At 39.7% G+C, this 13,731-nt stretch carries 12 protein-coding genes; 5 read left to right on the top strand and 7 right to left on the bottom strand.

The genetic code is table 11. The annotated features are described in order from the left end of the window. The gene (locus ACTJKC_RS11835) at positions 1-381 is read left to right on the top strand and encodes a GtrA family protein (RefSeq protein WP_440792130.1); all 381 of its coding nucleotides are present in this window, start codon (positions 1-3) and stop codon (positions 379-381) included. Between the two features lie 283 nt (positions 382-664). Continuing rightward, entirely contained in the window at positions 665-1,645 is a 981-nt protein-coding gene (locus ACTJKC_RS11830) for a polysaccharide deacetylase family protein (RefSeq protein ID WP_440792128.1), read from the top strand. A 191-nt stretch (positions 1,646-1,836) separates the two neighbouring features. Here ACTJKC_RS11830 and ACTJKC_RS11825 read toward each other — a convergent pair whose 3' ends face one another. Together ACTJKC_RS11825 and ahcY are read right to left on the bottom strand one after the other, a co-directional pair. Further along, the gene (locus tag ACTJKC_RS11825; protein WP_440792126.1) at positions 1,837-2,178 is read right to left on the bottom strand and encodes a DUF6370 family protein; all 342 of its coding nucleotides are present in this window, start codon (positions 2,176-2,178) and stop codon (positions 1,837-1,839) included. A 289-nt stretch (positions 2,179-2,467) separates the two neighbouring features. Next, positions 2,468-3,784 (bottom strand): adenosylhomocysteinase, encoded by a 1,317-nt coding sequence (gene ahcY, locus ACTJKC_RS11820; protein ID WP_440792124.1) that lies wholly within the window; start codon positions 3,782-3,784, stop codon positions 2,468-2,470. A 373-nt stretch (positions 3,785-4,157) separates the two neighbouring features. Between ahcY and ACTJKC_RS11815 the strand changes: the two genes are divergently transcribed. After that, the gene (locus ACTJKC_RS11815) at positions 4,158-4,586 is read left to right on the top strand and encodes a CBS domain-containing protein (RefSeq protein ID WP_440792122.1); all 429 of its coding nucleotides are present in this window, start codon (positions 4,158-4,160) and stop codon (positions 4,584-4,586) included. A gap of 314 nt (positions 4,587-4,900) precedes the next feature. On the opposite strand, the gene ACTJKC_RS11810 is transcribed toward ACTJKC_RS11815, so the two are convergent. The 3 genes from ACTJKC_RS11810 to ACTJKC_RS11800 form a co-directional block, all read right to left on the bottom strand. Continuing rightward, entirely contained in the window at positions 4,901-6,454 is a 1,554-nt protein-coding gene (locus ACTJKC_RS11810) for a M20/M25/M40 family metallo-hydrolase (RefSeq protein ID WP_440792120.1), read from the bottom strand. Positions 6,455-6,607: 153 nt separating this feature from the next. Beyond that, positions 6,608-7,663, bottom strand: coding sequence for a TerC family protein (locus tag ACTJKC_RS11805; RefSeq protein WP_344853465.1), 1,056 nt, complete (start codon positions 7,661-7,663; stop codon positions 6,608-6,610). Continuing rightward, positions 7,663-8,634, bottom strand: coding sequence for a polyprenyl synthetase family protein (locus tag ACTJKC_RS11800; protein WP_440792118.1), 972 nt, complete (start codon positions 8,632-8,634; stop codon positions 7,663-7,665). Before ACTJKC_RS11800 ends, ACTJKC_RS11805 begins: the two co-directional genes overlap by 1 nt. A 291-nt stretch (positions 8,635-8,925) precedes the next feature. Here ACTJKC_RS11800 and ACTJKC_RS11795 point away from each other — a divergent pair, with 291 nt between their 5' ends. Continuing rightward, complete coding sequence (locus tag ACTJKC_RS11795) at positions 8,926-9,918, top strand: alpha/beta hydrolase (RefSeq protein WP_440792116.1); 993 nt, start codon at positions 8,926-8,928, stop codon at positions 9,916-9,918. A gap of 132 nt (positions 9,919-10,050) precedes the next feature. Continuing rightward, positions 10,051-10,560: a hypothetical protein gene (locus tag ACTJKC_RS11790; RefSeq protein WP_344853468.1), complete on the top strand. Its 510-nt coding sequence runs from the start codon at positions 10,051-10,053 to the stop codon at positions 10,558-10,560. A 240-nt stretch (positions 10,561-10,800) separates the two neighbouring features. Here the strand turns inward: ACTJKC_RS11790 and ACTJKC_RS11785 are convergent, their stop codons facing one another. Then, positions 10,801-11,769: a YpdA family putative bacillithiol disulfide reductase gene (locus ACTJKC_RS11785; RefSeq protein WP_440792114.1), complete on the bottom strand. Its 969-nt coding sequence runs from the start codon at positions 11,767-11,769 to the stop codon at positions 10,801-10,803. Between the two features lie 114 nt (positions 11,770-11,883). Then, positions 11,884-13,296: an MBL fold metallo-hydrolase gene (locus tag ACTJKC_RS11780; RefSeq protein WP_440792112.1), complete on the bottom strand. Its 1,413-nt coding sequence runs from the start codon at positions 13,294-13,296 to the stop codon at positions 11,884-11,886. Between the last annotated feature and the right edge of the window lie 435 nt (positions 13,297-13,731).

Raw genomic sequence — 13,731 nt, 5'->3', positions numbered from 1 at the left:
ATGGATTTATTCTTCCGCATCTTAAAATTTGGATTAACGGGTTTCCTCGGAATGGCGATCGATTTTGGTGCAACCTGGCTGTGTAAAGAAAAAATTAAAATCAATAAATACATTGCTAACGCCATTGGTTTTACTTTAGCAGTAACCAATAATTACCTCATTAACCGGGTTTGGACATTCGAAAGCACCAATGTACACTGGGCAACTGAATTTAGTAAGTTTTTGGTGGTGAGCTTAATCGGCCTTGGGTTAAACACCTTTATCATTTATCTTTTTCACCAGCGGAAAAACGGCACAAACTTTTATGTAGCGAAGTTTTTCGCGATTGTAATTGTTTTCGTGTGGAATTTTCTGGCAAATATGTTGTTTACATTTAGGTAAATCTGACCATTAAGAAATTAAGAACATTAAGAAAGCCTGGATATGTTATACGATTGGCACAGCCCAATAAACCAATGCCCACTGAACTAATGAACCTTATTAAGAAACGTTTTTACTGACAAAGTAAAATACAACAAGCCAGATTAATCCTTTAATCAGAAAAAACAGGAAGCCAACGAGGCCTACTCTTTTAAACCATAATTTTACTTTTTCTTTGTTCATTGGGATGGTTTGTAAAGATAAACGATTTGAATTAAATTAGAAAGATTTTAAATAAGGAAATATGAAGTTATCCAGGTCTTTACTCCTCACTATTGTTTACATCTGCTTTTTTTGTATTCAAATTTTTGCACAAAATTTTGATGATGTTAAACGTTACAAAGTGAATTTTGCCCTGGCGAGCCGCACTGATGAAAAGCTGATTGCGCTTAGAAGTTTTTCTTCGAATAACCAAAAATATCTCTTACTGGTTAATCCCGAAACGTTAGACACTAAAGTTGATCTGGCCACTAATTATACCACCAGCAGTTTACAATTTCAGAATATGCTGGCAATCTTTAAAAACACGGCCTATGTTAAATCTTTGGAAGCAGCGGCAGCAAAAGATCTCCAGTTGCAAAACGCGGGGATTGATCATGCCATTCCGAATGAAAAAGGGATTACTTTAACCATCGATCTTTGTCCTTCGCATAAAGCTTTAGACCGGATTATTTTCCAATCGGTTTTTGATGAGTTTAAAAAGACGGAGTTACCTGCCCCGCTTGCAGTGTCGGTTTCTGGTAAGTGGATGTTAAAGCATCAGGATGACCTGAACTGGTTGAAAAGTCTGGTAGATAAAAAGGACCTGAACATTACCTGGGTAAACCATACCTACAACCATGAAGTAAATAAACTGCCTCTAGCTGAAAATTTCCTATTGGCACCAGGAACCAACTTAGATGTAGAAGTATTGGAGAATGAAAAACTGATGCTTAAAAATGGTTTAATACCTTCTGTATTTTTCCGTTTTCCGGGCTTGGTTTCTGATAAAGCAATTGTTGAAAAAATTGAAGCTTATGGGTTAATCCCGGTTGGAAGCGACGCCTGGTTAGCCAAAGGACAGCAACCTAACGCAGGCAGTATTGTTCTGATTCATGGTAACGGGAACGAAGAAATCGGTGTGAAGGATTTTATACAGTTGTTAAGAACCAAACAAGCTGATGTAGAGAACAAACAATGGCTGCTTTTTGATTTAAGACAGGGCTTGGAAAAGGAATTTGAGTAATTGCATTTTTAACCGCAAAGATTGTTTTATCTAATTACCGTCATCCCGAGCGAAGCAACATAGTCGAGCGATCTATCTAAACAGATCTCTCTCTCTAATATTCGGGACGTTTCAGCAGAGATGACGATCACTTTATTGAAGTCTAACATTAGCGCCTCTTTGCAAAAAACTTTGCTTCCTTTGCGGTAAATCTATTTCTTAACCGGCAATAACTTTATTTCTTTTGCTTTAAAACGGTTATTTACAATTTCGCCGGTAACTTCTGCTTTGCTTACGGCGTTGCAAAAACCGTGTTCGCCATGTGCATCTCCAAAATCATCAATGCCTTTACCATCTACAAAGTAAGGTTTGCCGTCTATTTTCACTGCGAGCTCACAATCTTTACCTTTCATTTTAAACTGGCATTCGCCACAGGCAATGTCTACCACCTGTTTGGTAATTACTTTGGCGGTTGTAGCTTTTTGAGGTGTGGTTTGGGCATTTACGGCAACTGAAAATACACTAAGCAGTAATGCAAATATTAACTTTTTCATTGTTTGTGTTTTTTCAAATATAAGTTTTCGGCAACAAAAGAACCACAACCTGCTGTAAAAATAAACCTGATGGGAACGAACATCCCGATTCTTCATCGGGATAAAGTGGACAGCAGGACTGAAGCACCCGAAGAGAACAGGAACTAACGTTTTCAAAAATATTTCACAGTCATAAAACACCCCGTCCTGCGGACACCCCTCTGGGAGAGGGGAATCAAAAAAGGGATATGCAAATCTGCACATCCCTCTTGATAAAATCGACTCCAGACTCTCGACTGAAGACTCAGGACTAATACCTGTATGTATCTGCTTTAAACGGACCTTCTACCGGTACACCGATATAATCAGCCTGGTGTTGATCTAAAACATCTAACTCTACACCGATTTTTTCTAAGTGTAAACGTGCTACTTTTTCATCTAAATGCTTAGGCAAAGTATATACTTTGTTTTCGTAAGCAGCAGTGTTGGTCCAAAGTTCTAACTGAGCCAAAGTTTGGTTGGTAAACGAATTACTCATTACAAAACTTGGGTGACCGGTTGCGCAACCTAAGTTAACCAAACGACCTTCGGCTAAGATGATTACATCTTTACCATCAATGGTATATTTATCAACCTGTGGTTTAATCTCCACTTTGGTATCGCCATAAGCACCGTTTAACCAGGCCATATCGATTTCGTTATCGAAGTGACCGATGTTACAAACAATCGCTTTATCTTTTAATGCCCTGAAGTGTTGCTCGCGAACGATATCACAGTTACCGGTGGTAGTTACCACGATATCAGCTTCTTTAATGGCAGTAACTAATTTTTTAACTTCGTAACCTTCCATTGCAGCCTGTAAAGCACAGATCGGATCAATTTCAGTTACGATAACACGTACGCCTTGTGAGCTTAACGATTCTGCAGAACCTTTACCCACATCGCCATAACCACAAACCACAGCAACTTTACCAGCCATCATTACATCGGTAGCACGACGGATCGCATCAACCAATGATTCGCGACATCCGTATTTATTATCAAATTTAGATTTGGTAACCGAATCGTTTACGTTAATTGCAGGTAAGTGCAATGTCCCGTTTTTCATTCTTTCGTATAAACGGTGAACACCGGTAGTCGTTTCTTCTGATAAACCTTTAATGTTTGCGATCAATTCAGGGAAACGGTCGAAAACCATATTGGTTAAATCGCCACCATCATCCAAAATCATGTTTAATGGTTGTTGCTCCGGACCGAAGTGTAAAGTTTGCTCAATACACCAGTCGAACTCTTCTTCATTTAAACCTTTCCAGGCATAAACCTGAATACCCGCAGCAGCAATTGCAGCAGCAGCGTGATCTTGTGTAGAGAAAATATTGCAAGATGACCAGGTAACTTCAGCACCAAGGGCCACCAATGTTTCGATTAAAACAGCCGTTTGGATGGTCATGTGCAGACAGCCTGCAATACGTGCACCTTTTAACGGTTGTGTTGGACCGAATTCTTTACGTAAACTCATTAAACCTGGCATTTCTGCTTCGGCTAATTCGATTTCTTTACGGCCCCATTCTGCCAGTGAAATGTCCTTAACTTTGTAAGGAATGTAAGTTGTCTCTACTGATGACATAATTATTTGTTTTTAAATGTGATGCAAAGTTACGGCATCCCTTTGTGAAAGCCAAATAATTAAAGGGTAAGCGGGTTGGAGGATTGTAAAATCTGCCAAACATACGATCAAATTCTGATTGCGGGTTTATCGCATTGGCCATAGCATGAGTATTGATTATGTAAAAGCTTTTTTTGAAAAGCAAAACCAGCAGTTCTGAGGTTAGTTTCTGCCCTGCCATACACTATAGCTCCGATGAAGAATCGGAGGCTGCCGTTTCCGTCAGGTTTATATTACATAAACTGTGCTACCTTTTAAAGCCAGGAAGAACTTTAAATAAAACTTTGATTTACAGCTTATTATTTCTTAAATTGTTATAACCAAATTAACATTTATGAAAAGTGTAAAACATCTGCTCGACACCAAACACGCCATCATTATCTCCGTATCAGAAAGTATTTCTGTTCTGGATGCCTTAAAAGTAATGACAGAAAAAAACATCAGTGCCGTATTGGTCATGGAATACGAACAACTTCAGGGAATTTTTACCGAACGCGATTATGCCCGGAAAATCATCCTTCAGGGGAAATCATCAAAAGATACACTGATTAAAGAAGCCATGACGGCAAACCCCATTACCATCAAGTTTAGCGACAGTATTGATCATTGTATGGAACTGATGACGGATAAACACATCCGCCATTTACCGGTTGTAGAAAACGGCGAGGTAAAAGGCATGGTATCCATCGGTGATGTGGTAAAATTTATTATTGCCGACCAAAAACAAACCATTTCGCAATTGGAAAGCTATATTAGCGGGTAATGTTGTTATTGATTGGCAGGGAAAACCTGAGAAATCGTTAAAACTTACGATATCAATACAATTCGGAAAGTAATAACATCATACCGGGGATTCTTTGCATGCAAAATTTTTATTGATTGCTTTAACAGCATAATACAATCTTAATTTTGAACAAATTGCAATCATGCTAAATCTTTGAATAATCGTTATTCTTCCAATTCAAAGATTTCTCCACTACGGTTGAAATGACGAAATAACTATATGAATAATTACATAAAAATCACTGTAATCAGCAAATCTGTATAATCATCCCGAAAGGAAAAACTATCAAATTATTACTTCCATCGCCACTCGCCTGCAATGGTTAAAGGTTCTTTTAAGTTCTGCGATTCTAAGAAAGCCCTTAACTCTTCTTCCCCCTGAACACCCACCGGGATTCTTGGCGTATTGGCCAGAGCATAAGTTAACATAGCGCTATAACGCACCGTATTTTTAAGTTGTTGTTCATCAACCAGTTTAAAATTATCACCATCAGAATGGTAAAACGGGCCTGAATTGTTAGGCAGTTTACCTCCAAAGCCACCACCTGTAGGGATACCCTCTAACATAAACGGCTGATGATCGCTATGTAAACCCGCACCAGCATTAAACAGGTTTTTAAAACCGGTATCAATTTTTACAATATCAGCTCCCCATGTGGTAAAAAGAGTTTTCATTTCTGCTCTTGATGTAGAAAAACCTTTAGGATCGTTGGTCATGTCGTAATTAAGCATAAACTTTACCTGACTTAAGGTTTTGTCTTTCTTAGCCTGATCGATATAAGCTTTAGATCCTAATAAACCCTGCTCCTCGCCCATAAACAGTACAAATTCTACTGTACGTTTGGTTTTTAAATTCAGTTTTTTGAAAGTCCTTGCCATATCCATAATCGCGAAAGAACCGATTCCATTATCGATGGCGCCAGTAGCTAAATCCCAGCTGTCTAAATGTCCGCCGACCACAATTTTATCTTTAGGTAATTCTGTTCCTTTAAAGGTGGCCACTACATTGCGGGCTTTAATCAGTCCAGAGAAATTGGTCATGGCAATATGTGCTGTTTGCGGCTGCGATTTAATTTTCTCTTTCAGTGCCATTCCATCTTCCAAACCAATACAAACTGCCGGGACCGGGATTAATTTGCCTGTTACCGAAGCGGTTCCGGTTAAAAGCACACCATCTTTTACTGTATTGATAATGATGACACCAATGGCACCATATTTTGTGGCAATCGCGGTTTTCTCCGAACGGTGTAAGGATTTGGTTCCTGCCGCTGAACCTGGCAACACACCCAGATAAATCAAAGCTATTTTACCTTTAAACTTTTCAGGACTGGCCTGATAATCTGCTTCCAGTCCGTTACCTGCATCAACAATTTCACCGGTAACATCGGCATTCACCGGCGAATGTGCCAGTGTAACGGCTTTCATTTTCGTCAGGCTATTTTTATCTGCCCCAATCTCTACACTGATGGTTTTTCTGGTCCAGCTTTCCACCTCAAAAGGCTGAAATTTAACTTCGCAGCCATAAGATCTCAACAAATCGAATGCATATTGCTCTGCCTTTGCACCATTTGCCGAGCCTGTTAAACGATGACCAATGGTTTCGGTTTCGTATTTAAGGGTTTGGTAAGCTTTTGAGTTTTGCTGTACATCGGTATTGATTTTTGCGAAAACATCGCCAAATTTATCCTGAGCATTGGCAAATAAAACCGTACAAAGCAGTGCGGTAGAGAAAAGGTATTTCATTAGGTTTAGTTTATCTGCTGAAAGTACAAATTTTAGACAGATAATTGTGGCTGTAACGTATATTTTGCTTTGGGTAGAAGCTTGTTCAATAAAAAAAGTTGTCATTGCGAGAAGGCTTTTTCAGCCGACGAAGCAATCTTACAACGATCGCTAGATAGCATGACCATTAAGATTGCTTGGTGCCTCGCAATGACGATTTCTGCCGGTTAATCACGGCTAAAAAGATTCTTCGCTACGCTCAGAATGACAAAACTTTAGCTAAGGCTTTACATGCGCCTTTTTCTTCGGAAAAACCAAAGAGGCTACAATACTGATCACCAGAATACTCAGAATCACAATCAGTGAATGCTCGGTGGTGAAACCCCACTTTTCCAGATAGGTATGCGCCAACATTTTTACGCCGATAAAGGCCAGTAAAAATGCTAATCCGGTTTTTAAATAATGGAATTTATGGATAATATTTACCAGTAAAAAGAACATGGAACGTAAACCCATGATGGCAAAAATATTAGAGAAAAATACAATATAAGGATCTTTCGTTACGGCAAAAATAGCCGGAATAGAATCGACTGCAAATAACAGATCGGTAAATTCTACAATCAGCAATACCAGGAATAAAGGGGTAACAAATGTTTTATGATCGATTTTAACAAAGAAATTTTTACCCTCGTACTTTGGATGGATCGAGAATATTTTAGAAGCCCATTTCACCACCGGGTGGTTTTCGGGATCAATTTTATCATCCTCTTCTTTGCTAAAAAACATCTTTACACCCGTAAACACCAAAAAGGCGCCGAAAATGTAAAGTATCCATGCAAATTTGGTAATTAGTGCCGCGCCCACAAAAATGAAAATGAAACGCATGATGATTGCGCCCAATATCCCCCAGAACAATACCCTGTGGTAATATTTCTCTTCAACCGCAAAGGCAGAGAAAATGAGCACAATAACAAAAATATTATCTACCGAAAGAGCGTATTCGATCACATAACCCGTTAAAAATTCCAACCCGAGGTTTTGTTTATAAACTGCTAAACTCCCTTCAAAATCACCTGGAATTAATTTAATGTGGTGCTGGTGTTTGGTTACGATTTCCTGCAGATGGGCAAAATCCCTGATTCCATGGAGCTGGTGCCCCTCTGTTAACAGAATAAAATAAAAGCCGATGGCAAGCGCCACCATAATCAAACTCATTACTCCGGCTTGTTTTAAACTCACCACATGCTCTTTCCTGCTAAAAAGACCTAAATCTAATGCCAGGATCAATGCAATAAAAAGCAAAAAACCTAAGCTAAAAAGTAATTCGTTACCCATTATTTTTTACGTTCAGTAGTATATAGTACAAGCTGTTCTAAACCTGTCCTGGCTTCGCCGGCATCAAAACTGTGCAGAATCTCAAATGCTGAGTGCTGGTATTCCAACATTTTCTCATTGGCATAATACACACCTTTGTGTGCATTTACAAAATCAATAATCTGTTGTATTTTAACCGGATCATCCTGATGGTTTTTCACCAGGTTGATCATTTTTTTACGTTCTGTTTTCTCCGCTTTATTTAAGGCATAAATTAAAGGCAAGGTTACCTTCTTTTCTTTAATATCAATACCTAAAGGCTTGCCAACATCATCGGTTCCAAAATCAAAGGTATCGTCTTTAATCTGAAAGGCAATCCCCACTTTTTCTCCAAACAAACGCATTTTTTCTATCGTTGCATCATCAGCACCAGCCGAAGCCGCACCCGCAGCACAGCAGGAAGCAATTAAAGAAGCAGTTTTCTGGCGGATCACATCGAAATACAAATCTTCCGAAATATCCATCCTCCGTACCTTTTCTACCTGCAGCAACTCACCCTCACTCATCTGTTTTACCGCTTCCGATACAATCTGTAACAAACGGTGCTCATTATTGTTTACCGAAAGCAACAATCCCTTGGCCAGCAGGTAATCGCCAACCAAAACGGCAATTTTATTTTTCCATAAAGCATTAATAGAGAAGAAGCCACGGCGCTCGTAGGCGTTATCCACAACATCATCGTGGACCAAAGTTGCGGTATGTAAAAGTTCCACCAAAGCTGCCCCTCGATGGGTTGATTCGGTAATTCCGCCGCACAATTTAGCCGCAAAAAACACGAACATCGGTCGCATTTGTTTGCCTTTTTGCTTTACAATATAATGGGTAATCCTATCCAGCAACGGTGCGTCGCTATGCATCGATTCCTTAAAGGTTTTTTCAAACGCTTTAATATCAGCAGCTATAGGTGTTTTTATCTGTTCGATTCCCGGCATTAAGTCGAAAAATTTTGATTGCAAACTTAAGCTAATTTCCCATAAAAAGGTAATCCGCCATCTTATTATTAAGGATTTGGAAAGCCAGGTGGCAGTAATCCACAACATCTTTCGTCCTGCTATTGCCCATAGTCCTCGCCCTCATGCTTCGGGCTGTGGGCTATTTGGCGCTATCAGGTTTATCATGATGGGGTAGTGCAGGTAAAAGCCCCTCAAAACGACAATTAATTCACCGAAAAAATTAGCTTTATTTAATTTCAAATTTTACATTTAAACCAATATTTACCGGGCATGAAAAAACGTTACAAAGCAATCATTGGTCTTTCGGCATTCATTATCGCTGGTTATTTATTGGGACCAAAGCCCAAAAAACCGGTGTTTAATGAGGAGCTTACAAAAGTCCCCGATCTGGAAGACCTTGACCATTATGTGGCCAGCATCGAATCCATGCACAAAATAAAACCCGGTAACGAGGCCGAAATTGTTTGGACAGATGGTCTTCATCAGCAAACAGAATACGCCATTGTTTATTTACATGGTTTTTCGGCATCAAAAACAGAAGGTAATCCGGTACATATCAATTTAGCTAAAGCGCTACATGCCAATTTATACCTTGCGCGTTTAGCCGATCACGGGATAGATACCCTGGCACCTATGCAATATTTCACTGCCGACCGCCTTTGGGAAACCAGCAAGCAGGCCTATGCCATTGGTAAAAAACTGGGTAAAAAAGTAATTTTAGTGGGCACTTCTACCGGCGGAACGGTGGCTTTAAAATTAGCGGCAACTTATCCCGAAATTAACAGCTTGATTTTAATGTCGCCAAATGTGGCCATTAACGATAAAAATGCCTGGCTTTTAAATAATCCATGGGGTTTACAGATTGCCCGAAAAGTGGTAGGCGGCGATGAACGGAAAGTAGACGACCGTACCGACGAGTACAAAAAATACTGGTACACTAATTACCGCCTCGAATCGCTGGTTGAGCTGGAAGAATTTATCGAAAGCAGTATGCTCAAACCCACTTTCCAAAAAGTGAAACAGCCCGTACTATTGCTTTATTATTATAAAAATGAACTGGAGCAGGATCCGGTAGTTAAGGTAGATGCCATGCTGAAAATGTATGATGAACTGGGTACGCCACATAATTTAAAACAAAAAGTAGCCATTCCTAATGCGGGTAACCACGTAATGGGATCATATATTACCTCGAAAGATTTGCCAGGTGTAGAGAAGGCCATTGAAAGTTTTGTAGGAAGCATGTTGAAGGTTCCGGTTCAATAAAAAGCGTCATCTCGACCGGAGCATAGCGAAGTGGAGAGATCTATCCAAACAGATTTCTCGACTGCGTTGCACTCCGCTCGAAATGACGATACTCAGTTTATCTTTACTAAAAATTAATCTAAAACCCGCTTCATGAAAATCAAACCAATATTACAGGAAACTTTATGGCTTACAGGCTGTATCGCATTTACCATCATTGTCGGGATACTCTTTTTTGGAAAAGCAATTTTCGAAAAGGATATAGACATTAACCTTCACGACACTTATTTCGTTATTGCGAATCAGCACTTTTTTATCTGTTTCTTTATCTTTTTTTCCTTTGTATTCTATTTTATCAAAGAAAACAGATACGGCTTCAATCGGAAATTACCTCTAAGGATCTTTTTAATTTTAGGTTTGTGCTTTAATGTATTACTGGTTAAGATGAGTTTAATTGCAACTTTTTTTAATCCATGGAAAAGTGGGTGGACAGTCTATCCACCGTTATCGGTAAAAGCCAAACCAACTGAAGTTAACGTAATAAAAGAATTTGCTGCAACTGTTTTTACGCCTACAAATGCGCTACTGGCAATCCAAATTTTGGTAATCGCATTAATGTTGCGTGCAGCTTACAAATATGGAAAACGTAAAGTTTTAAAATAGAAATTTCAAATAAAACGATCGTCATCTCGACTGAAACGCAGAGAAATGGAGAGATCTATATTAATGAAAGACCCTGAAACAAGTTCAGGGTGACGATATTTAGGAGAGATTTAACATCTAGGCAGATTTTGCTTCGCAGAGCCTCCAGGTTCTCGACTTCGCTGCGCTCCGCTCGAAATGACGGAAACCCAAAATTACGAGATTCTCCCCCGCACCGCCCTTCTGAAACTTCATAAGATACTAACTCAAAATATTCTTCACGATAATTTCGGCGTGCACCCTCGAATTTTCGATAAAAAGTTTGTGGGTATCTAAACCACCACAAACTACGCCGGCCAGATACAAACCTTTTATGTTAGTTTCCATGGTTTCTTCGTTATAAACCGGGCATAGTGTTTCGGGTAAGTCGATACCAAATTTTCTTAACATCGAAAAATCCGGCTGATAGCCCGTCATCGCGATCACAAAATCATTTGGAATGGTTTTAACGCCATCAGGTGTTTTAATATCCACTTCCCCTTCCCTTATTTCAACCAATTCCGAATTAAAAAGAGCCGTAACTTCACCTTCTTTAATCCTGTTCTGTATATCGGGGCGAACCCAGTATTTAACATGCGGACCAAGTTCGCCACTCCTCACTACCATGGTTACATTTGCCCCTTTGCGGTAAGTTTCCAATGCGGCATCAACACCCGAATTATTGGCGCCAACCACCACTACATTCTGGAAAGCATATAAATGTGGATCTTTATAATAATGTGTCACCTTTGGCAAACCTTCTCCGGGAACATTCATCAATAAAGGTACATCGTAAAAACCTGTGGCCACAATCACATTGCCAGCCGTATAATTGGTTTTAGAAGTATTAATTTCAAAAACACCCCCATCATTTTTAACCACCTGTTGCACCCGTTCGAAAAGATTGATGTTTAAATCAAATTTTTCGGCCACACGGCGATAATATTCCACGGCTTCGTTTCGGTTGGGCTTGGGGCTGATGGTTACAAAAGGTACACCCCCAATTTCTAACTTTTGCGAAGTAGAAAAGAAAGTCATAAATACCGGATAATTGAACAAACTGTTTACCAAAGCACCTTTTTCTATAATCACATAGCTAAGGTTTGCCTTTTGAGCTTCAATTGCACAGGCCATCCCTATGGGGCCGGCACCTATAATTAATACGTCGTAATGATTTTGATTTTCAGACATTTAAATGTTTTATCTAAAAGAATAGTCGTCATCTCGATCGAAGCATCGCGGAGCAGAGAGATCTGCCTAGATAGATTTCTCGACTACGCTCGAAAGGACGGTCTCTTATAATAATTATACTTTCATTGCTTTACTAGGGCAAGCGAAATCGGTTCTTTTTAAACCGGTATTTTTTATGGCACCATAACCGCCGGCTACATCAATTACATTTTCTACCCCACGCGATTTTAAAATCGAAGCTGCAATCATGGAGCGGTAACCACCCGCGCAATGAATATAATAGGTAGCTTTTGGATTAATTTCAGTAGTCCAGTCGTTAATAAAATCCAACGGACGGCTCAGCGTAAATTCAAGGTGTTCTGATTCGTACTCGCCTGGTTTACGAACATCTAATGCGGTTATTTCTTCATTCGATGCAGCCTGTTCAAAAGCTTCTGCAGAAATAGACTCGATGGTATCGATTTCCTTTCCTGTAGCAGTCCAGTTTTCGAAACCACCATCCAAATAACCAATGGTACTATCGTAACCCACACGCGTTAAACGTGTAATCGTTTCTTCTTCTTTTCCCTGATCAGTAATCAATAAAATCGGCTGTTGCAGGTTGGTAATCAAAGCTCCAACCCAGGGTGCAAACTGCCCGTTTAACCCAATATTGATCGAATTTGGGATAAAACCTTTTGCAAAAACCTGCGGATCGCGGGTATCGAGCATAATGGCACCGGTCTGGTTCGCCAGATCCTCAAACTGTTGTGGCGTTAAGGCATTTAAACCTTTTTCATACACTTCATCAATACTTTCTACCCCACCTTTATTAATGGCAGCATTTTTAGCAAAATATTGTGGCGGAGGCAAAATACCATCTGTTACTTCGGCAATAAACTGTTCTTTTGTTTCGGCCTTTAAAGCATAATTTACCTGTTTCTGATGCCCAAGCGTATCAAAAGTTTCTTTACTCATGCTTTTACCACAGGCAGAACCAGCACCATGAGCCGGGTAAACAATTATATCATCAGCCAACGGCTTTATCTTTTCATTTAACGAATCGTAGAGCATTCCGGCCAAATCATCCATTGTTAAATGTCCTTTTTGCGCCAAATCTGGTCGGCCTACATCACCGATAAATAAGGTATCGCCACTAAAAATGCAATGGTCTATCCCATTTTCATCGGTTAACAGATAAGTGGTCGATTCTAAAGTATGGCCCGGGGTGTGTAATGCGGTTATCGTGATATTACCAATTTTAAACTGCTCGCCATCTTTGGCCATGTACGATTTAAATCCAGTTTTGGCGGTTGGTCCGTAGATAATTGCAGCACCCGATTTTTCTGCAAGGTCTACATGGCCCGAAACAAAATCGGCATGAAAATGCGTTTCGAAAATATATTTAATGGTGGCGCCGGCTTTTTCAGCTTTTTTTAAATAGGTAGCAACTTCTCTTAAAGGATCAATAATTGCAGCTTCGCCATCGCTTTCGATGTAATAAGCGGCTTCTGCCAGGCAACCTGTATATATCTGTTCTATTTTCATGTTTAATAAGTATCAAGTATGGAGAAGTGAGTATCAAGATATAACCTTTCGCCATATACCCTTCCCTAGCAAAAATAGGGCTAAATACTTATAACCGAAATGATGTTGGTCATAATTGCAGAAGTTTTACTTATTGGAGTGCATGAAACAGCTGATCTATATATTAAATTTAGTAGTGCTAAATCTGAATCCTTTTTATTTGAAAACGAACCTTTTGTTGTTCCTGGCCAGTGAAGCCCTGCCATTCGCTTTAGTCCCGATAAAAAAAATCGGGAGCTGCTGCTACTGGTTTATAACCGAAAAGGCCTGTTCCTTACATCACGCCAAATACTGCACTTTGCCAGGTTTAGCCAATTGTACTTATCCTTTGTCTCTAAACCCGATCGAAGCGAGATGCCGATTCTTCATCGGCAGAAGCGTGAGCGGGACTGAAAA

Origin of the sequence: Pedobacter sp. 22226 (assembly GCF_052045455.1) — a bacterium.
GTDB lineage: Bacteria > Bacteroidota > Bacteroidia > Sphingobacteriales > Sphingobacteriaceae > Pedobacter > Pedobacter jeongneungensis.
The sequence above is the reverse complement of the archived record's forward strand: the minus strand, read 5'-3'. Positions and strand labels throughout refer to the sequence as shown.

Excerpts from the sequence above, each read along its gene's own strand:
- ACTJKC_RS11785 (WP_440792114.1), bottom strand. The coding sequence starts at position 11,769 with ATGTCTGAAAATCAAAATCATTACGACGTATTAATTATAGGTGCCGGC.
- ACTJKC_RS11795 (WP_440792116.1), top strand. The coding sequence starts at position 8,926 with ATGAAAAAACGTTACAAAGCAATCATTGGTCTTTCGGCATTCATTATC.
- ahcY (WP_440792124.1), bottom strand. The coding sequence starts at position 3,784 with ATGTCATCAGTAGAGACAACTTACATTCCTTACAAAGTTAAGGACATT.
- ACTJKC_RS11825 (WP_440792126.1), bottom strand. The coding sequence starts at position 2,178 with ATGAAAAAGTTAATATTTGCATTACTGCTTAGTGTATTTTCAGTTGCC.
- ACTJKC_RS11815 (WP_440792122.1), top strand. The coding sequence starts at position 4,158 with ATGAAAAGTGTAAAACATCTGCTCGACACCAAACACGCCATCATTATC.
- ACTJKC_RS11830 (WP_440792128.1), top strand. The coding sequence starts at position 665 with ATGAAGTTATCCAGGTCTTTACTCCTCACTATTGTTTACATCTGCTTT.
- ACTJKC_RS11790 (WP_344853468.1), top strand. The coding sequence starts at position 10,051 with ATGAAAATCAAACCAATATTACAGGAAACTTTATGGCTTACAGGCTGT.
- ACTJKC_RS11835 (WP_440792130.1), top strand. The coding sequence starts at position 1 with ATGGATTTATTCTTCCGCATCTTAAAATTTGGATTAACGGGTTTCCTC.
- ACTJKC_RS11780 (WP_440792112.1), bottom strand. The coding sequence starts at position 13,296 with ATGAAAATAGAACAGATATATACAGGTTGCCTGGCAGAAGCCGCTTAT.
- ACTJKC_RS11810 (WP_440792120.1), bottom strand. The coding sequence starts at position 6,454 with ATGACAACTTTTTTTATTGAACAAGCTTCTACCCAAAGCAAAATATAC.
- ACTJKC_RS11800 (WP_440792118.1), bottom strand. The coding sequence starts at position 8,634 with ATGCCGGGAATCGAACAGATAAAAACACCTATAGCTGCTGATATTAAA.
- ACTJKC_RS11805 (WP_344853465.1), bottom strand. The coding sequence starts at position 7,663 with ATGGGTAACGAATTACTTTTTAGCTTAGGTTTTTTGCTTTTTATTGCA.